Raw genomic sequence first — 19,559 nt, 5'->3', positions numbered from 1 at the left:
CCACCATACGCACAGGGGCCGACCTGGTTTCGACGTGGGTAACGAAGCAGTGCAGGGCATACCGAGGACCCGTCACCTCGTAAATCAATGGGACTTTAGTAACTGCAAACGATAACTCGTTCGCCGTAGCGGCTTAACCCCCGCTCGCCTCGCACTGGCTCGCTGACGGGCCAGGGTCGCAAGACTAGCGAGGTCATATACGTCAGATAATCCTCGGTGGTGTCACGACGCCGGGGCCGAAAACCTAGTGACTCGCCGTAACGAAGCGTGTTCGTCCGCGTCGGTGCGGTTAAATCAAATGGCTGAACTAAGTATGTAGAACTGGCTGTGGACTATTTGCGGACGCGGGTTCGATTCCCGCCGGCTCCACCAACATTCGAAGGCCAACCTTTGCGGTTGGCCTTTTTCATTGGTCAAGCTGGACGTGAAGTCGATGACGGTTAAACTGGCACCTTCGTCGTCTGTCCTCTCGCTCCCCTTCCCCATCGATGAAACGCTTCTCGCTCGCCGTTGCCCCGCTCGCGCTGACCGTCGCCCTGCTTTCCGCTTGCGGATCCGCTCCGCAGCACGTATCCGGCTCGAGCGGCGCCGATTCGTTCATGTCCTTCTCTTCGTCACGCTCGCCCCGCACGATCGCGCGTTGCCTGACGAGTCGCCTCTCGCAGGTCAGCGAACATACCGGCCCCGGCTACACGGAACTCGACGTCGGACGGTCCGCGAGCGGCTACGCGTGGCTTGTCACGCTGATGCCGATCGCCAGCGGCTCGAACGTGAAGGTCGAAAAGGCGGTCGACGACGATTCGGTCTCCGAGCCGGAGCTGCGCTTCGCCATCGCGCGCTGCACGACCTAGCCGTCGACGAAATCGGCCAGTTCGTAACCGGTACTGCGACCGCCCGCCTCCGACTTCCGCAGTAGCCCCCGCGCGAGCATGACGTTGATATCGCGCAGCGCGGTGTCGGCCGAGCACTCGGCGATCGCAGCCCATTTGCTCGACGTGAGCTTGCCGTCAAAGCCGTCCAAGAGCCGATCGAGCAATTTCGCCTGCCGTTCGTTCAACGGCGTGCTGCCCCAACGCCGCCAAAACCGGGCTTTGAAGAGAACGGAATCAAGTGTGCGCTGAGCCTCGTCGATCGCACCTTGAAGTGCCGCGAGAAACCAAGCCAACCAGCCGGTGATATCGAGCGAGCCTTTCTGAGTCCGCTCCAGCACGGCGTAATAGGCGCTGCGCTCTCGCTGTATTTGGGCCGACAAACTGTAAAAGCGCTGATGGCTGCCGTCGACGCGAGCCAAAAGCAGATCGCCGACCGCCCGGGCGATGCGGCCGTTGCCATCGTCGAACGGGTGGACCGTCACGAACCATAGATGACCGATCCCGGCCTTGAGGAGTCCGCTCTCGTGCGACGGCGCATCGAGCCAAGCCAGCAACCGCGCCATTTCGCGTTCGACCCGGTCCGCCGGTGGCGCCTCGAAATGCACGCGTTGCCGACCGATCGGGCCGGACGCGACTTGCATCGGACCGTGGGCATCGTCGCGCCAGCCCCCTACGCCAATCTTCGAAAGACCGGAATAGCCGGTCGGGAACAATGCCGCGTGCCACCCGAATAAACGCTCTCGCGTAACCGGCAAGTCGCAGTTCACAGTGGCGTCCCACACCATATCGACCACGCCGTCGACGTGCCGATCGACAGGCGCCAACGCACCGATATCGACGCCCAAACGGCGGGCTATGGACGAGCGAACAGATTGAACGTCGAAACGCTCGCCCTCGATCTCGCTGGTCTTGACGACATCCGCGGTCAACGCGGCAAGGCTTGCTTGGTCTCGCAACGAGACACCGACGTCTGAGAGCCGCCCCAGCAGCACGCCTTGAGCCCGGCTGACCGCCTCGAGCAGCTGCGCCAGCGCAGCGGCGTCGTAGCGCCAATGCGGCCAGTCGGGATCCTGCCAGATGTAAGTGCAATCTCCGCAATTCATGCGGAGATTATTGGCCGTATTCTCCGCAAGCGCAACTGCCGCCCCCGCGTGCCGTTCAACGAGCGAGCACGGCCTATCGCGCGGCTATTGCGCGTCGTCGGGACACTGCAGATTGCAGCCGTTCGGATCGCCGTAGTCGCCGCGCTTGCGCAACTTCGAGCGGCCGTTTTGATATTTTTTGCTTGGCGCCGACGCGGCGAACTCCAATTGCGGATGCTCTTGCAGCCGGAACTGGTCCTGCAGGATGCCGCCGGGGATACCGGGCGAATTTTGCGCGAATGCGAGCGAAGCCACGACGGACAGCGTGCCCGCCGCAGCCGCGGCGATGCAAAGATTGAGGAGCGATTTCATAACGATTGCCGCGCCGAACGGCGCGTTCCAAATCTGACGAAATTCGAAAGGTGCAAGCGTACCGCAGAACACAGCGCTCATGCAGCCGGGCGCGTTACGACGGTAAACATGCGGCGCCGACGCGCCGGCATGTTTACCGCGACGCCCGCGCGATTTCGGGCAGCGGCGCACCGCGCAGCCCCGCCGCGACGTCGACGATTTCGCCGCAGTGCGTCGGATCGTAGCCCTCGAGTGTCGCCACGCCCGCGCGAAACTCGGCGCTGCGCAGGATGGCCAGCGCCGTTGCAAGCGGCTGCGCCGACAATCGACCGCGATCGCAGGCGAAGTAGTAATCCTCGTCGACGACCGGCAAAAAATCGAGGCCGAAGTGGTGGGCGGCCGGCGCTACGCCGAAGCCGGCATCGGCCATCCCACTTGCAACGAACGCCGCGATCGCCGTATGCGTGAGTTCGGTCGAGGCGTACCCGTTGATGCGCTCGGGGTCGACCCCGATGCTGTTCAACGCGAGATCGAGCAGCAGCCGCGTACCCGAGCCGGGCTGGCGATTGACGAATTTCACGTCGGGTCGCGCCAGATCGTCGAGGCCACGCACGCCCTTCGGATTGCCTTTGGCGAGAAAGAGTCCCTGCTTGCGCCCCGTGAGATAGACGAGCACATGCCGCTTCGGATCGAGCCAGCCGCGATAGATGTCGGCGCACAGCTCCCGAAAGGCGCCGCGCGGCAGGTGAAAGCCGGCGAAGTCGCATTCGCCGCGCGCGAGCGCCGACACTGCCTCTGCGCTTTCCCGGTACTTGATGTCGACGGTTCCGCCTTCGCGCGCGCTCATTTGCGCGACGAGGGCCGCCACCGCGTAGCCATGGGAGGCGTGGATCCGCGTGGTCCCGCTCGCGCCGAGCTGCCGATTCAATTCCGCCGTGACGTCGGCCGCCAGTTGCTTGAGCGGCCCATCGAGCCGTTCAGCACAGGCGCGTTGCGCCTGCACGACGGCCCTGCCTAACGCCGACAGCACCGAGCCTTTGCCGCGCTCTTTCGAAATCAGCTCGCCGCCAAGGCGCGCCTCGAGCGCGCGCAAAAGCCCCCAAGCATGCCGGTAAGACAATTGGCGTTCTTCGGCGGCCTGGGCGATGCTGCCCGTTTCATCGATGAGCGCAAGCAACGGGACAATGTCCGTGAGGCTCGCCTCGCGGCCGGCGCTATCGCGCACGACCAATTCCGCGACGCATTTGATCTCGATCATTTATGCTGTCCGATTTCCTATTGCACAACGCGCGGCCCACGCCTATTGTTGCGAAACAACGGCCAGAGCCGAGCATATATGCCCGTCATATGACTAGCAAGTGCATATAGGCGCAGAGGAGCCGGAGTCTAAGAGGAGCCCCACCTTGGAACATACCAGCGCCCCGGCGCCGGATGAACTCGTCCGCCGACACACCTCGCCGGGCGCATCGCTGATCGCGGTGCTGCACGCCATCCAGGATGAGACGGGCTTCGTCCCGCCCGAAGTCGTCGCGCCGCTTGCGCGCGCCTTCAATCTGTCGCGCGCCGAAGTGCATGGCGTCATCACGTACTACCACCACTTCCGTAGGCAACCGCCCGCGCCCGTCACGGTCGCGCTGTGCCGCGCCGAGGCGTGCCGCAGCATGGGCACGGAAGCGCTGGCGCGACACGTCGAGGGCCGCACGGGTTGCCGCTTCGACGCCGCGCACGGTGCGTCCGGTCATGCCGAGCAGGCCACGGGGCGGGAGGTCGAGCTCGAATCGGTGTATTGCCTGGGTCAGTGCGCGTTGTCGCCGGCGATGACGATCAACGGCGCGCTGCACGTCAAGGTTACGCCGGCCAAGTTCGATGCGCTCTTGGAGCAAGCCCGCGAGTGCGCGGCGTCCACCCTCGCCCACAAGGAAAGCGTATGACGACGCGCGTTTTCGTTCCCTGCGATTCGTCGGCGTTGGCGCTGGGCGCCGACGCGATCGCCGATGCCATCGCGCAAGAAGCCGCACGCCGCGGCGTCTCGATCGAGCTCGTGCGCAACGGCTCGCGCGGTCTGCTCTGGCTCGAGCCGCTCGTCGAAGTGCAAACCGCGCAAGGGCGCATCGGCTACGGCAACGTCGAATCCGCCGATGTGGCCTCGCTGTTCGAGGCGAGCTTTCTCACCGGCGGCGCGCACGCCCGTTCGGTCGGCCTCGTCGACGAGATTCCCTATTTGAAGCAGCAGCAGCGCTTGACGTTTGCGCGCTTGGGGCTGACCGATCCGCTCTCGATCGACGACTACGTCGCGCACGAAGGTCTCGTGGGCCTGAAAGCCGCGCTCGGCATGAGCGCCGAAGCCGCCTGCCAAACGGTGCTCGACTCGGGCCTGCGCGGTCGCGGCGGGGCCGCCTTCCCGGCAGGCATCAAGTGGCGCACCGTCCGCGAAGCGAACGCCGCGCAAAAGTACATCGTCTGCAATGCGGACGAAGGCGACTCGGGCACGTTCTCGGATCGTCTCGCGATGGAAGGCGATCCGTTCGCGCTGATCGAAGGCATGATCATCGCCGGGATCTCGACCGGGGCGACGCGCGGCTACATTTACGTGCGCAGCGAATACCCTCATTCGATCTCGATGCTGAACGCGGCCATCGGCAAGGCACGCGCGGCGGGGTGGCTCGGCGAGCGCGTGCTCGGCTCCGACCACGCATTCGAACTCGAAGTCGCCAAGGGTGCGGGCTCGTACGTGTGCGGCGAGGAAACGGCGCTGCTCGAATCGCTCGAAGGCAAGCGCGGCGTGGTTCGCGCGAAGCCGCCGGTCCCGGCGCTCGTCGGCTTGTTCGGTCAACCGACCGTCGTCAACAACGTCATCACGCTCGCGACGGTGCCGATCATCTTCGCGCGCGGCGCGCAGTTCTACCGCGATTTCGGTATGGGACGCTCCCGCGGCACGCTGCCGTTCCAACTGGCCGGCAATATCAAGCAAGGCGGGCTCGTGGAACTGGCCTTCGGTGTCACGCTGCGCGAGCTCGTCGAGAAATTCGGCGGCGGCACAGCGAGCGGCCGGCCGGCGCGTGCGGTGCAAGTCGGCGGCCCGCTCGGCACCTATCTGCCGGAAAGCCAATGGGACATTCCGCTCGACTATGAAGCCTACGCGGCCGTCGGCGCGGTCGTCGGCCACGGCGGGCTCGTCGTTCACGACGATACGTCGAACCTGGCCGAACTCGCGCAATACGCGATGCACTTTTGCGCCGTCGAATCGTGCGGCAAATGCACGCCCTGCCGCATCGGCTCCACGCGCGGCGTCGAAGTCATCGCGCGCATTCGCAACGGCGATACGTCGGAAAAGCAAGTGCAACTGCTGCGCGAGCTCTGCGACACGATGGTGTCCGGTTCGCTCTGCGCGATGGGCGGCATGACGCCCTACCCCGTGCTGTCCGCCCTCGACCACTTTCCCGAAGACTTCGGTCTTCGCCCCGTTCAGCCGAAAGCGGCTGCGGCTTGACGATGGAGCCTCTCATGTCCGATGCGCCCGCCCGTACCCCTTCCGCCTCGATGAACTCGGGCGGCTGCGGTTCCGCACACTGCGCATGTCGTTCGAGCGCGGCTTCGCCGCTCGACGACACCGATTACGGTACGCCGCGCCGGCACGCCGACACCGACGTCACGCTCGAAATCGACGGGCAATCGGTCACGGTGCCGGCGGGTACGTCCGTCATGCGCGCCTCGATCGAAGCCGGCATCAACGTGCCCAAGCTGTGCGCGACGGATTCGCTCGAACCGTTCGGCTCCTGCCGCCTGTGCCTCGTCGAAATCGAAGGCAAGCGCGGCTATCCGGCCTCGTGCACCACACCCGTCGAGGCGGGCATGCGCGTGCGCACGCAAAGCGACCGGCTGCAGGCGCTGCGCCGCAACGTGATGGAGCTCTACATCTCCGATCACCCGCTCGATTGTCTAACTTGTCCCGCCAACGGCGATTGCGAGCTGCAAGACATGGCCGGCGTGGTCGGCCTGCGCGAAGTGCGCTACGGCTTCGACGGCGCGAACCACCTGAAGGACGTCAAGGACGAATCGAATCCCTATTTCACCTACGATCCCGCCAAGTGCATCGTTTGCAATCGCTGCGTGCGCGCATGCGAGGAGACGCAAGGCACGTTCGCGTTGACGATCGCGGGGCGCGGCTTCGAATCGCGCGTCGCGGCGAGCGAAAATCAGCCGTTCATGGAATCGGAGTGCGTCTCGTGCGGCGCTTGCGTCGCGGCCTGCCCCACTGCCACGCTCGTTGAAAAGACTGTCTCGTTCGTCGGTCAAGCCGAACACTCGGTCATCACGACGTGCGCTTATTGCGGCGTGGGCTGCTCGTTCAAGGCCGAGATGAAGGGCAGCGAAGTCGTACGCATGACGCCGTACAAGAACGGTCAGGCCAACGAAGGTCATGCCTGCGTGAAAGGACGCTTTGCCTGGGGCTATGCGACGCACAAGGATCGCATCACCAAGCCGATGATTCGCGCGGAAATCACCGACCCTTGGCGCGAGGTGACGTGGGAGGAAGCGATCGCCTACGCGGCTTCCGAGTTTCGTCGCATTCAAGGCAAGTTCGGGCGCGATTCGGTGGGCGGCATCACCTCTTCGCGCTGTACGAACGAGGAAACGTATCTCGTGCAGAAGCTCGTGCGGGCGGCCTTCGGCAACAACAATGTCGACACCTGCGCGCGCGTCTGCCATTCGCCCACTGGCTATGGCTTGAAGACGACCCTCGGCGAATCGGCCGGCACGCAGACCTTCGCGTCCGTCGAGAAGTCCGACGTCATCATGGTCATCGGGGCGAACCCGACGGACGGCCACCCGGTGTTCGGCTCGCGTCTGAAGCGCCGGCTGCGCGAAGGCGCCAAGCTCATCGTCGCCGATCCGCGTCGCATCGATCTCATCGATGGGCCTCACGTCAAAGCCGCCTACCATTTGCAATTGCGCCCGGGCACGAACGTCGCGCTCGTCAACGCGCTCGCGCATACGATCGTCACCGAAGGACTGCTCAACGAGGCGTTCATCGCCGAGCGCTGTGAACCGCTTGCCTTCGAGCAGTGGCGCGCATTCGTCTCCAAGCCCGAGAACTCGCCGGAAGCGACGGCGGACATCACGGGCGTCCCCGCCGAGCAGCTGCGCGAGGCGGCACGCCTTTACGCGACAGGCGGCAACGCGGCCATCTACTACGGCCTCGGCGTAACCGAACATGCTCAGGGCTCGACGATGGTCATGGGCATCGCGAATCTCGCGATGGCCACGGGCAACATCGGCCGCGAAGGCGTGGGCGTCAATCCGCTGCGTGGCCAGAACAACGTGCAGGGTTCGTGCGACATGGGCTCGTTCCCGCACGAGCTGCCCGGCTATCGCCATATCGGCGGCGCCGAGGTGCGCGGCGAATTCGAAGCGGCGTGGGGCGTGCAGTTGCAGCCCGAACCCGGCCTGCGCATCCCGAACATGTTCGACGCGGCGCTCGACGGCAGCTTCAAGGGCTTGTACTGCCAAGGCGAGGACATCGTTCAATCGGATCCGGACACGCAGCACGTGGCCGCGGCCCTTTCGTCGATGGAATGCATCGTCGTGCAGGACATCTTCCTGAACGAGACGGCGAAGTACGCGCATGTCTTCCTGCCCGGCTCGTCCTTCCTCGAGAAAGACGGCACGTTCACGAACGCGGAACGCCGGATCTCGCGCGTGCGGCGCGTCATGCCGCCGCTGGCCCGTTACGCCGATTGGGAAGTCACGCTGATGCTCTCTCGTGCGCTCGGCTACGATATGGATTACGCGAACCCGTCGGAAATCATGGACGAAATCGCGCGGCTCACGCCGACGTTCCATGGCGTCTCGTATGCGCTCATCGACCGTCTCGGCAGCGTGCAATGGCCTTGCAACGAACAAGCGCCCGAAGGCACGCCGACGATGCACATCGATGAATTCGTGCGGGGCAAGGGTAAGTTCGTCATCACGCAGTTCGTGGCTACGCGCGAGAAAGTGACGCGACGTTACCCGCTGCTGCTCACGACCGGCCGTATCCTTTCGCAATACAACGTCGGCGCGCAGACACGCCGCACCGAAAACTCGCGCTGGCACGAAGAGGATCGCCTCGAGATCCATCCGCATGACGCCGAGGACCGCGGCATCAAGACGGGCGATTGGGTCGGCATCGAATCGCGTTCGGGTCAAACGGTGTTGCGCGCGCTCGTGAGCGAACGCATGCAGCCCGGCGTCGTCTACACGACGTTCCACTTCCCCGAATCGGGAGCGAACGTCATCACGACGGACAGCTCCGACTGGGCGACCAACTGCCCCGAATATAAGGTCACGGCCGTTCAGGTGCAGCCGGTACAGCAGCCGTCCGAATGGCAGCAGCAGTACGAGCGCTTCAACGAAGCGCAGCTCGAGCTGTTGCGCGAGCGTACGGTCGCCGCGGCGACGAACGGCAAGTAGGCGCGATGATCGGCAAACGAAAACTGACCCACGAAGGCAAAGCGCGATGAAGGTCGAGCACTTGATCGAGATGGCCAATCAGATCGGCGAGTTTTTCGCATCGATGCCCGACCATGAGGAAGCGCTGGTCGGCATCGCGGATCACATCCGGCGCTTCTGGGAACCGCGGATGCGTCGAGCGATCCTCGACTCGCTCGACGATGCGGCCGCGAGCGCCGAAATGTCGCCGATCGTGCGAGAGGCGCTGACGCGTGCGCGCGAAAAGCTCACTCCGCGACCGGCCGCCGTCTCGTAACCTCCCCCCAAGCGGGATTGCGCGGGGCGGCTCAGACTTGCGATCGGCCAGCCGAAAACCAGGTCTCGCAATGCCGCGCGAGGGCGCTCGCATCCGATGCGGGCCGGCCGCGAGCGCAGATATAGCCATCCGGCCGTACGAGGTAAAACGCAGGGCGGGTGCGCCCATACGCGTGCATGAGCGAGGGGGCGTCCCCTTCGCGCGCATCGGTCACGCGCCAAATTCTCACCACGCCAGGCAATGCGGCTTCGATCGCCGAGGCCAGACGGTCGTACTCGGGGTCGGCTGCGACAGGCGGCGCCGCGAGCGTACCCGTCGCGTCGAGCATTGCCTCCACGCCGCCGGGCAACGCCACGAGCACGAACAGCGAGAACAACCCCGGATCGTGAAGGTCGTAGAGACGCGCCGTCCCTGGCGCTCGCCCAAGCGGTCCGTCGACGACATGCACGAGCGCATCGGGTGCGCGCTCCCCGGCGCGCGGCCCGCCATCGAGCACGCGCTCCAGTGTGAGCGGGCTGCGCCGGTACTGGATGGCGAGTTCGCTCACCATGAGCCGCGCCGCATCGCGCAGCGGCCCGAACGCGGCCAGCACCGGCATCACGCGCTCACGCAGCAGCTTGAACGGGCCGCGCTCGGCTTCCGCCAACTGCGTGACGAAGGCCGTTTGGCGCAGCACGTCGCGCTCGATCGGATGACGCTCCGCTTGGTAACTGTCGAGCAGCGGCTCCCCCGCCTGGCCCGCCATCCGCCGCGCGAGCTTCCAGCCGAGGTTCAGCGCCTCTTGGATGCCGGTGTTCATGCCCTGCGCCCCGGCCGGACTGTGGATATGCGCGGCATCGCCGGCCAGGAAGACGCGCTGGGTCCGCAAACGCTCCACCATCCGGCTGTTGAGATGAAAGTAAGACGACCAGGTGAGCTGCGACAACGTCACCGGATGATGCACGCGCTGCATCGCGACCGTTCGGCACAGTTCGAGCGACGGGTGCGCGTCGCCGTTGGCTAGCGCGGGCGCGTCGGCGCGAGTCTGCTCCGACGGGCGCTCGACGGCAACCTCATGAGCCGGCGCATGAGCTTCGTCCGCCGCGGCCGGCGCGTTGTCGGCAATGAAGCGATGGCGGCCGGCTCCCATCGGAATGATTGCAGCGAGCCCGTCTCCCGACGCGAATAAATGAAACTCGTCGTCGGATAGATCGGAGTCCGCCTGGAGGTCGGCGAGCATGAACGTTTGCTCGAGCGTCTTGCCCGCGAAATTGAGGCCCATCAGATGACGCACCGTGCTGTGAGCACCGTCGGCGCCGACCACATAGGCGACGCTGCACACCTCCTCCCGGCCGTCTGCATGCAACAGCCGCGCTTCGACTTCGGATGCGCTCTGCCGCAAACCGACGAGTTCCACGCCGCGCTCGATCGTCACGCCGAGCGTCGCTAGATGCTCCGTCAGCAAGCGCTCCGTGACGGATTGGTCGAGACAGAGCAGATAGGGATAACGCGTCTGAAGTGGATCGAAATCGAGGCGAGCGAGCCGATTGCCGTTCGAGTAGAGGTTGGCTGCGCGCAGCCGGTGGCCGAGCGCGAGGAACGGCTCGACGACGCGGTGCTGCTCGAACAGCTCGAGCGTGCGCGCTTGAATGCCGATGGCGCGCGAGTGCGCGCTCGCGTGAGGCGAACGATCGATGAGGCGCACGTTCGTATGTGCGCGCGCCAAGCTCATCGCGCAAGCGAGCCCGGTCGGCCCCGCCCCGACGATCAGCACCGGCAGCGCGTTGGCGGTCACGGCGGCCATGCTTGTCCTCCGGCGAACCAAAGATCTTGCCAAGTGTACGCCCGTCGCCCGTTATCGGGGCTCGACCTGCGCTTGTCGAACATCTGAACCGTTCGGGCCGCGTTAGGCCGGGCCGCGTTAGGCCGGGCCGCGATAGGCCGGGCCGGCCGAGTATGGGACAATGCCGCGTTTGCGCCATTGCCTGCCGTCATGGATCCCTTTTTCGCGCGCGCCTACGCGGCGCATCGTGACGGACGCCTCGCCGACGCCGAGCGCGACTATCGCGCGGCGATCGACGCCGATCCCGTCCACACCGACGCCCTCCATCTGCTGGGGGTGCTGCGCCACCAGCAAGGACGCCACGAAGAAGCGGCCGACCTCGTCGGCCGGGCGGTCGCGCTGCGGCCGAACGATGCCGCGCTGCAGCTCAATCTCGGCAACGCGCTGAAAGCGCTCGGCCGGCTCGACGGCGCCATCGAGCGCTTTCGCAACGCGCTTTCGCTCGCGCCCGAATTTGCGCTTGCGCATTACAACCTCGGCAATGCGTACGCTCAGGCCGGCCGCCATGAAGACGCCGCCGATGCGTTCGAAAAATCGCTGCGTCTCCAGCCGAACGACGCCTCGACGTACAACAATCTCGGCAACGCGTTGCATGCGCTCGGCCGCGGCGAAGAGGCGATCGCGGCATTTTCGCGGGCGTTGACGCTGCGCCCCGGACATGCGGGCGCGCGCAACAATCTTGGAATGGCGCTCGCGGCGCTCGGCCGCGCCGACGAAGCGATCGAGCAATTTCGCGCCGCGCTCGAGGCCGAGCCGCGCTATGTCGCGGCCTACTTCAATCTGGGCAATACGCTGGATGCACTTGGGCGCCACGAGGAAGCCGTCGGCGCCTTCGACGCTGCCCTCGGGCTGCAGGGTGCGTTCCCGCCCGCGCTGCTCGGCCTGGGCAACGCACTGGCCGCGCTGGGCAGGCATGCCGAGGCGATCGCCCGCTTCGAACGCGCCGTTGGCCTCGACCCGCAACTCGCGCTGGCCTGGCTCGGCCTCGGCAATGCACGCCACGCGCTCGGTGCGCACGAAGCGGCCTTGCGTGCGTTCGACCAGGCGCTGCGGCTGCGGCCCGAGCTTGCGTCGGCGCAATTGAATCGCGCGCTCACGCTGCTCACGCTCGGCGATTTCTCGCGCGGGCTTCCCGCATACGAATCGCGTCTCGCCATCGCCACGATTGCGACGAGCGCCGCGGCGGCGGACTCGGCCTACGCGGTCAGCCCCGCCTTACCGCCGCGCTGGCGCGGCGAGCCGATTGCCGAACGCACGCTGTGGATCGAAGCCGAGCAAGGCTTCGGCGACACGCTGCAATTTCTGCGTTTCGTGCCGCTGGCGCGCGAACGCGCAGGCCGCATCGTGCTCACCGTGCAGCGCGAGCTTGCGCCGCTCGTCGCGCCGCTCGCGCAGGCGTGGCGCGTCGCGGTCGCGGTGGCCGGCGAAGCGAGGCCGCAAGCAGACCTGCATTGCCCGCTGCTCAGCTTGCCGCTCGCGCTCGGCATCGAGTTCGACACGATCCCGTCGACGCGGCGCTACGTGGAGGTACCGGCGGCCTATCGCCGACGCTGGCGCGGCTCGCTCGGCGGCCATGCGAAAGTCAAGGTCGGTTTGGCCTGGTCGGGGCGGATCCAAGCCCAAGAGAATCGGGCGATGCCCGTCGAAGCGCTCGCCCCGCTCTTCGCGCTTCCCGGCATCGATTGGCTCGTGCTGCAGCCCAATCTGACCGACGACGACAAGCGAGCGCTCGAAGCATACGCGCGCACGGCATCGGTTCACCGGTTCGACGATCGTATCGGCGACTTCGCCGACACCGCCGCCATCGTCGACCGGCTCGACGCAGTCGTATCGATCGACACGTCGATCGCCCACTTGGCTGGCGCATTGGGCAAGCCGCTTTGGCTCATGCTTCCTTACGCGGCCGACTGGCGCTGGTTCACGAACACCGACCGCAGCCCCTGGTATCCGAGCGCTCGGCTCATGCGGCAGCCCTCCCCCGAACAATGGGGCCCAGTCGTCGAGGGCATCGCGCGCGCACTCTCACGCGAATACCTGGGCCTCGCTTAGCAGGCACGAAAACGAACGGGGCGCATCGGGCGCCCCAACGCGCGCTATGTGGGTCCCTGGCCGCTGTTTCCGGTCCCTAGCCGATCAAAGCGCGCCGCCGCGTTCCCGGATTTGCGGCCACGCGAGCTTCATGTAGTACAGCATCGACCAGATCGTCAGCACGGCCGCGAGATAGATGAGCCACAGGCCCCACACGCGAGTATCGATCGCAAGCGCCGTGCCGAGCGGCACCTTGCCGTAGAAGAGCAGCATCGGAATCGCCACCATCTGGCAGGCGGTCTTGAACTTGCCGAGTTGATTGACGGCGACGCTCTTGGACGCGCCGATCTGCGCCATCCATTCGCGCAGCGCGGAAATGGCGATCTCGCGGCCGACGATCACGAGGGCGATGGCCGAATCGATGCGAGCCAGTTGCACGAGCATGAGCAAGGCCGCCGTGACCATCAGCTTGTCGGCCACCGGATCGAGAAAGGCGCCGAACGCCGACGTCTGATTCCATTTGCGCGCGAGATAGCCGTCGAACCAATCGGTCAGCGCGGCCAGCACGAAGATTGCCGCCGCGGCGATATTGCGGTCGACCGCGCTCAGCATCGTGTCGGGGACATAGAACACGCCGACGACGAGCGGAATCAGCACGATTCGCAGCCACGTCAGAAAAATCGGAAAGTTGAACGGCATGGACGGTTGGCGGGCGTTGGAGTAGTAATGGGAGCGAGCAAGGCAGACGCCATTGTGCCGCGTCGTCGAACCCGCCACAAGCCAAGCGCCCGGCGCGGCGCCATCGGGCGCCGGCGCGCGAGCGGCTCAGTGCAGTTGCCGGTAAATCTGCTCGGCGAGCGAACGGGAAATGCCTTCCACGCTCGCCAAGTCCTCGACGCTCGCGGCCACGACGCCGCGCAACCCCCCGAACCGCGCGAGCAGGCGCTGGCGTCGCTTCGCCCCGATGCCGTCGAGTTCTTCCAAGCGCGAGGTTTGACGCGCCTTCGCGCGCTTGGCGCGCATCCCGGTGATCGCGAAGCGGTGAGCTTCGTCGCGGATCTGCGCGACGAGCATCAGCGCCGCGCTTTCCTTGCCGAGTTCGAGCGGCGCGCGGCCATCCGCGAATACGAGCGTTTCGAGCCCCACCTTGCGGCCCTCGCCCTTGGCGACGCCCACGAGCATCGAGCGGTCGAGCCCGAGCTCGGTGAATACCTGGCGGGCGACCTCGACCTGTCCTTTGCCGCCGTCGATCAGCACGATGTTCGGCAGCACACCGCCGGCCGCGATCGGTTCCGCCGAATCGGCGGCCAGCTCGGGCGCGGCGGCCGCCTCGGCTTGCAGCTGCGCAGCCCGATCCTCGGCATTGCCGGCAGCCAGCGCGACGAGTTTCTCGTAGCGGCGCGTGAGCACCTGCCGCATGGCGGCATAATCGTCGCCCGGCGTGATGCCCGTGATGTTGTAGCGGCGATACTCGCCCGGCTGCATCTTGTGATCGCGGTAGACGACACACGACGCTTGAGTGGCTTCACCCATCGTGTGACTGATGTCGAAACATTCGATGCGCAAATGCGCGAGGTCGTCGCATTCCATGCCGAGCGTCTCGGCCAGCGAGCGCGTGCGCGCCTGCTGCGAGCCGCGTTCCGACAACAGCCGCGCGAGCGCCAGCCGTGCATTTTGCTCGGCCATCGCCAACCACACGCGCCGCTGGCCCTGGGGCTGACGCACGAACACGACCTTGTGTCCTGCCTGCTCGGCCAGCAGATCGACGAGTTCGGCGTTGGCGGGTGCGTGGCTGACCACGAGCACGGGGGGAATGCGATTGCCAAGGTAATGTTGAGCGACGAACGCCTCGAGCACTTCGGTTTCGATGCCGGGCTCGAGGCGCTCTGCCTCGTTGGCCTCGTTGGCCTCTTGGTGCGCTTGGTCCGTTTCCTCCGCTGGGCCCAGCGATGCAGCTTGCGTCGCTACGTCTTCCGGCACGACCGGCTCCGCTTCACCTTCTTGCTCATCGCCGGCGAAGACACTCTCCACGTGCGTGGGGAAATAAGCCTTGTCGCCGAGGTGCCGTCCGCCGCGCACCATGGCGAGATTGACGCAGACGCGCCCGCCCCGGGCGATCACGGCCAGGATGTCGACATCGCTGTCGCCGCCGACCTCGATCGCCTGCTGATGCAATACGGTCGAGAGCGAGCTCATCTGATTGCGCACAGCCGCGGCTTGCTCGAACTTGAGCTCTGCGGCGAACGCATGCATCTTGGTTTCGAGTTCCTTCATGACCTCGTTCTGCCGCCCGAGCAGAAAGCGCGACGCGTTCGCCACGTCGCGCGCGTAATCCTCTTCGCCGATGGCTCCCACGCACGGCGCGGTGCAGCGCCCGATCTGATGCAGCAGGCACGGCCGCGTCCTGTTGTTGAACACGGAATCCTCGCAGGTGCGCAACTGAAACACGCGCTGCAAGATTTGAATGCTCTCGCGTACCGCCCAAGCGCTCGGGAAAGGCCCGAAATACTGATTTTTCTTATCGACCGAGCCGCGGTAATACGCCATGCGGGGAAAAGCATGCGCCGTCAGCTTCAGGTACGGATACGACTTGTCGTCGCGAAACAGAATGTTGTAGCGCGGCGCGAGCGCCTTGATGAGATTGTTCTCGAGCAGCAGCGCCTCGGCTTCCGAGCGCGTAACCGTGGTTTCGATGCGCGCGATGCGCGTGATCATCATCGCAATGCGCGGCGACAGTTGCGTCTTGGTGAAGTAGCTCGATACGCGCTTTTTCAGATCGCGCGCCTTGCCGACGTAGAGCACGTTCTCCTGCGCGTCGTAATAGCGGTACACGCCCGGCAAGTGCGGCAGTTGGGCGAGAAACTTCTTCGGTTCGAAGGGCGGGTTCTGAGCGTCGGAGTCGGTCATGCGAATTGGGAGGCGAAGCGCCGCGCGGCATGAGGCGGCGTGCTTTAGAATCGCCAGTTTAGACCATTTGCACGCGCCCTCGCGCCGCGGCCGGCCGGTCGCGCCGTCCGTCGTGGCCGATGCGCTCGGCCCCGCTCCCATCGCTCGCCCCTTCGCCATGCTCCCTGCCAGTCCAGACTCGATCGCTTGCGATTTGTTTTGCGCCGTCATCGACAACTTCGGCGACGTTGGCGTCTGCTGGCGCCTCGCCCGGCAACTGTCGTCCGAATACGGCTGGCAAGTCCGGTTGCTCGTCGACGATCTGCATACGTTCGCACGCCTGTGCCCGACGCTCGATGTCGCACTCGATCGCCAACGCGTGGAAGGCATCGTCGTCGAGCATTGGCGCGAACCCGCCCATGCCGGCGACGCCGTGACCGTCGCCGACATCGTCATCGAGGCGTTCGCTTGCGAGCTGCCGCCGGCGTACGTGGCCGCGATGGCTCGGCGCGCGCGCCAGCCCGTGTGGATCAACCTCGAATATCTCAGCGCCGAAGACTGGGTAGCCGAGTGCCATTTGAAGCCGTCGCCGCATGCGCGCCATGCGCTCACCAAGATTTTCTTCTTTCCGGGTCTGGGGCCGGGCACGGGCGGCGTCCTGAAGGAAAGATCGCTCGACGATGCGCGCCGCGCGTTCGAGGCCTCCCCGTCCGAGCGCGACGCCTGGTGGCGGCAAGCGACCGGCGGCCCCGCGCCCGAAACCGAGGCGACCGTCGTGTCGCTGTTCTCGTACGAAAATCCGGCCATCGACGGCTTGCTCGAGCAGTGGCGCGATGGCGCCTCGCCCATCGTGCTGCTCGCGCCGGAAGGGCGCATTTCGGGCGCGCTCGCGCGCTTTTTCGGCCAGCGCGCCTTCCACGCCGGCGCGCATGCCGAACGCGGCAACCTTCGCGCGCACGCGTTGGGGTTCCGGCCCCAGCCCGAATTCGACCCGTTGCTGTGGGCCAGCGACGTGAACTTCGTGCGCGGCGAAGACTCGTTCGTGCGTGCGCAGTGGGCCCGCCGGCCTTTCGTCTGGCACATCTACCCGCAAGCGGACGCCGCCCATCGGCCAAAGCTCGATGCCGCGCTCGGACACTACGCGGCCGGCCTCGCGCCCGACGCGCAAGCGGCGCTCGGTCGCTTCTGGCACGCGTGGAATGGCTCGGGCACACCCGATTGGGCCGATTTTTGGGGCCATCGGGCAGCGCTCGAGGCGCGCGCCGAAACCTGGGCCGACGAGCTCGCATCCATCGGCGACCTGGCGGGCAACCTAGCCGAATTCACAAAAATGCAGTTAAAATAAGCGGTTATCCGACGGCGTAGTGCATCCGTACGGTTAAGTCGATGGGCTCGATTCGATGACTTCAGCCCTATCGGCCCCCAACCGATCGATGCGCGACCGAGAAGCGATGGATGTCGCTGCCGTTGAGCAACAGGTCAGCCACCTTATTCGCATAGGATTGTTTTTTATGAAGATCGCACAGGAACTGCGCACGGGCAACGTCGTCATGATCGGCAGCGACGCCATGGTCGTGCAAAAGACCGAGTACAACAAATCGGGCCGCAACGCCGCCGTCGTCAAGATGAAGCTGAAGAATCTGCTGACGGGCGCCGGGATGGAAGCCGTCTACAAGGCCGACGATAAATTCGACGTGGTCGTGCTCGACCGCAAGGAAGTCACGTACTCGTATTTCGCCGATCCCATGTACGTCTTCATGGACGCCGACTACAACCAATTCGAAGTCGAAGCCGAGATGATGGGCAATGCGCTCAACTACCTCGAAGACGGCATGCCCTGCGAAGTGGTGTTCTACAACGAAAAGGCGATTTCCGTCGAACTGCCCACCACCCTCGTGCGCGAAATCACGTACACGGAGCCGGCGGTCAAGGGCGATACGTCGTCGGGCAAGGTGCTCAAGACGGCGAAGATCACAACGGGGTTCGAGCTCCAAGTGCCGCTCTTCTGCAACATCGGCGACAAGATCGAAATCGATACCCGTACGGACGAATACCGCAGCCGCGCGTAACGCGGCATCGCGGGCTCGCCCGCGGAAAGCGATAAATCGACCGAAAGCGCCCCACGGGGCGCTTTTTTTTTCGTATGAGTAGTGTATGGTGAAGCAATCTTTACCGGTCGTTTTTTCACGGTGGACCGGCCGAAACTGCCGCTCTTGCCGAGTGGCGCCCGTAAGTGCTTGTTCCATAAGGAGGAACGATCTGGCACGCGAAATGCTTGGAGATAGGTGCCCGTTCGCCGTCTCACGCATTCTCCGTGCATGGCGTCTTTTGTCCATAGCGCCGACGGGCTCTCGACTCCTTGATTGATAACGCCAGCCATGCCACATGCCCTGATTGTCGAAGACGATCCCAATAGCTTGTCCGGCCTCAATGCAATCGTCGCCGCCGACGGCTTTTCCGTCGACACGGCCGCGACGCTCGCCGAGGCGCGCGCCGCACTGACGCGCTTCATCCCCGACGTCGTGCTGATCGATCTCAATTTGCCGGACGGCAGCGGTCTCGATCTGCTGCACAACCTGCCGGCGCAGCCCGACGGCGTGGTGCCCGTGATCGTGATGACAGGGAACGCAACGGTCGAGAGCGCGATCGAAGGCCTGCGCCACGGAATCTGGGACTACCTGCTCAAACCCGTCAACATCCCGCGGCTGCGCAGCTTGCTGGCGCGCATTCCCCGGCCGTACGAATTGACCGAGGAAGTGCAGTCGCTTCGCTCGACGCTGCGCCGGCTCGGCCGCTTCGGCCCCATGATCGGCCGCAGCAACGCCATCCAGCATGTCTACGACTCGATCGAGCGCCTGGCGCCGACCGAGTCGGCGGTGCTCATCTGCGGCGAAGCAGGCACGGGCAAGGAAGTGGCGGCGCGCACGCTGCATGAGATGAGCCGCCGCCGCAAAGGCCCGTTCGTCGTTTTCGATTGCCGCGCCTTCGCGCGCGACGGCGGCGCCGAACGCGGGCTGGACAGCATGCTGTTCGGCCAGGAAAGCGCGATGCCGACCATCGAGCGGCGCGAGCCAGGGCTGTTCGAGCAGGCCGCGGGCGGCACCCTCTTTCTCGATGAGATCGTCGAACTGCCATTGCCGCAGCAAGAAGCGCTGTTGCGCGCGCTCGACTCGCAAACCTACATGCGCGTGGGCGGCAGCAACCAAGTCAGCGTCGATTGCCGCATCGTCGCCGCCACACGCAAGCCGGCGCGCGACGCGGTCGCGCATGGCGTACTGCGTGAAGACCTGTGGCTGCGGCTCGACGCGGCGTCGATCAATCTACCGCCGCTGCGCGAGCGCGACGACGACGCGGTGCTGCTCGCGGAAGCGCTCGTCGACGAGCTCAATCGCGAAATCAACGCGAGCGGCCTCGCCACGGTGAGCAAGCGCATCGGGCCGAACCTCGTGCGCGAATGCTTGACCTACGATTGGCCAGGCAACGTTCGAGAGCTGCACGAACGTGTGCGGCGCGCCTACAACGCGTCGGGCGAAATCGTCGATTCGCTGCGGGCCGACGAGGCGAACGGCTCGAGCGGCCGCCGCTTGAACGGCAGCAGCGTACAGGTCACGGTCGGCACGCCGCTGTCCGACGTCGAAGATCTGCTCATTCGCGCGACGCTCGACGCGGTTGGCGGCACGCGGCATCGTGCCGCGACGTTGCTGGGTATTAGTCCGAAGACGCTCTACAACAAACTGCAACGCATGAAGATGGCCTGACGGCTCCCGCGG

At 65.5% G+C, this 19,559-nt stretch carries 15 protein-coding genes and 1 other RNA gene; 10 read left to right on the top strand and 6 right to left on the bottom strand.

The genetic code is table 11. The annotated features are described in order from the left end of the window. The first annotated feature begins 14 nt into the window (after positions 1–14). Together ssrA and ACTHNR_RS17270 are read left to right on the top strand one after the other, a co-directional pair. Positions 15–372: a transfer-messenger RNA gene (gene ssrA, locus ACTHNR_RS17275) on the top strand. A 116-nt stretch (positions 373–488) separates the two neighbouring features. Further along, the gene (locus tag ACTHNR_RS17270; RefSeq protein WP_440548877.1) at positions 489–851 is read left to right on the top strand and encodes a sugar ABC transporter ATPase; all 363 of its coding nucleotides are present in this window, start codon (positions 489–491) and stop codon (positions 849–851) included. Here ACTHNR_RS17270 and ACTHNR_RS17265 read toward each other — a convergent pair. The 3 genes from ACTHNR_RS17265 to ACTHNR_RS17255 all read right to left on the bottom strand — a co-directional run bounded on the left by ACTHNR_RS17265 (position 848) and on the right by ACTHNR_RS17255 (position 3,563). Continuing rightward, positions 848–1,975: a Fic family protein gene (locus tag ACTHNR_RS17265; RefSeq protein WP_440548876.1), complete on the bottom strand. Its 1,128-nt coding sequence runs from the start codon at positions 1,973–1,975 to the stop codon at positions 848–850. The two genes, ACTHNR_RS17270 and ACTHNR_RS17265, sit on opposite strands and share 4 nt — an antisense overlap. 84 nt (positions 1,976–2,059) lie before the next feature. Beyond that, positions 2,060–2,326 carry a hypothetical protein gene (locus ACTHNR_RS17260; protein WP_440548894.1) on the bottom strand — a complete coding sequence of 89 codons (267 nt, stop codon included), beginning with the start codon at positions 2,324–2,326 and terminating at the stop codon, positions 2,060–2,062. Positions 2,327–2,459: 133 nt separating this feature from the next. Beyond that, complete coding sequence (locus tag ACTHNR_RS17255; RefSeq protein ID WP_440548875.1) at positions 2,460–3,563, bottom strand: substrate-binding domain-containing protein; 1,104 nt, start codon at positions 3,561–3,563, stop codon at positions 2,460–2,462. A 145-nt stretch (positions 3,564–3,708) separates the two neighbouring features. Here ACTHNR_RS17255 and ACTHNR_RS17250 point away from each other — a divergent pair, with 145 nt between their 5' ends. From ACTHNR_RS17250 to ACTHNR_RS17235, 4 genes are read left to right on the top strand one after another with little or no spacing between them, the layout of a single operon-like run. Beyond that, positions 3,709–4,236, top strand: a complete 528-nt coding sequence (locus ACTHNR_RS17250) for an NAD(P)H-dependent oxidoreductase subunit E (RefSeq protein ID WP_440548874.1) — start codon at positions 3,709–3,711, stop codon at positions 4,234–4,236. Continuing rightward, positions 4,233–5,795: a formate dehydrogenase beta subunit gene (locus ACTHNR_RS17245; protein WP_440548873.1), complete on the top strand. Its 1,563-nt coding sequence runs from the start codon at positions 4,233–4,235 to the stop codon at positions 5,793–5,795. The genes ACTHNR_RS17250 and ACTHNR_RS17245 overlap by 4 nt, the downstream gene beginning before the upstream one ends. A 14-nt stretch (positions 5,796–5,809) precedes the next feature. Beyond that, on the top strand, positions 5,810–8,758 hold the full coding sequence (gene fdhF / locus ACTHNR_RS17240; RefSeq protein ID WP_440548872.1) for a formate dehydrogenase subunit alpha: 2,949 nt from the start codon (positions 5,810–5,812) through the stop codon (positions 8,756–8,758). 46 nt (positions 8,759–8,804) lie between these two features. Further along, on the top strand, positions 8,805–9,053 hold the full coding sequence (locus ACTHNR_RS17235) for a formate dehydrogenase subunit delta (RefSeq protein ID WP_440548871.1): 249 nt from the start codon (positions 8,805–8,807) through the stop codon (positions 9,051–9,053). Between the two features lie 31 nt (positions 9,054–9,084). On the opposite strand, the gene ACTHNR_RS17230 is transcribed toward ACTHNR_RS17235, so the two are convergent. Further along, entirely contained in the window at positions 9,085–10,836 is a 1,752-nt protein-coding gene (locus tag ACTHNR_RS17230; protein WP_440548870.1) for an FAD-dependent monooxygenase, read from the bottom strand. 189 nt (positions 10,837–11,025) lie between these two features. Between ACTHNR_RS17230 and ACTHNR_RS17225 the strand changes: the two genes are divergently transcribed. Continuing rightward, positions 11,026–12,924, top strand: coding sequence for a tetratricopeptide repeat protein (locus ACTHNR_RS17225; RefSeq protein ID WP_440548869.1), 1,899 nt, complete (start codon positions 11,026–11,028; stop codon positions 12,922–12,924). An 84-nt stretch (positions 12,925–13,008) separates the two neighbouring features. Here the strand turns inward: ACTHNR_RS17225 and pgsA are convergent, their stop codons facing one another. After that, positions 13,009–13,602 (bottom strand): CDP-diacylglycerol--glycerol-3-phosphate 3-phosphatidyltransferase, encoded by a 594-nt coding sequence (gene pgsA, locus ACTHNR_RS17220; RefSeq protein ID WP_440548868.1) that lies wholly within the window; start codon positions 13,600–13,602, stop codon positions 13,009–13,011. Positions 13,603–13,728: 126 nt separating this feature from the next. After that, entirely contained in the window at positions 13,729–15,810 is a 2,082-nt protein-coding gene (uvrC, locus tag ACTHNR_RS17215; protein ID WP_440548867.1) for an excinuclease ABC subunit UvrC, read from the bottom strand. A gap of 157 nt (positions 15,811–15,967) precedes the next feature. Between uvrC and earP the strand changes: the two genes are divergently transcribed. The 3 genes from earP (at position 15,968) to ACTHNR_RS17200 (ending at position 19,547) form a co-directional block, all read left to right on the top strand. After that, positions 15,968–17,134 (top strand): elongation factor P maturation arginine rhamnosyltransferase EarP, encoded by a 1,167-nt coding sequence (gene earP / locus ACTHNR_RS17210; RefSeq protein WP_440548893.1) that lies wholly within the window; start codon positions 15,968–15,970, stop codon positions 17,132–17,134. Positions 17,135–17,300: 166 nt separating this feature from the next. Further along, positions 17,301–17,858 carry an elongation factor P gene (efp, locus tag ACTHNR_RS17205; RefSeq protein ID WP_440548866.1) on the top strand — a complete coding sequence of 186 codons (558 nt, stop codon included), beginning with the start codon at positions 17,301–17,303 and terminating at the stop codon, positions 17,856–17,858. Positions 17,859–18,167: 309 nt separating this feature from the next. After that, a complete protein-coding gene (locus tag ACTHNR_RS17200) occupies positions 18,168–19,547 on the top strand; it encodes a sigma-54-dependent transcriptional regulator (protein ID WP_440548865.1) in 1,380 nt (459 codons plus the stop codon). Positions 19,548–19,559 lie beyond the last annotated feature (12 nt).

The organism is Trinickia sp., from assembly GCF_051954495.1.
In the GTDB taxonomy this organism is placed as follows: domain Bacteria; phylum Pseudomonadota; class Gammaproteobacteria; order Burkholderiales; family Burkholderiaceae; genus Trinickia.
The sequence above is the reverse complement of the archived record's forward strand: the minus strand, read 5'-3'. Positions and strand labels throughout refer to the sequence as shown.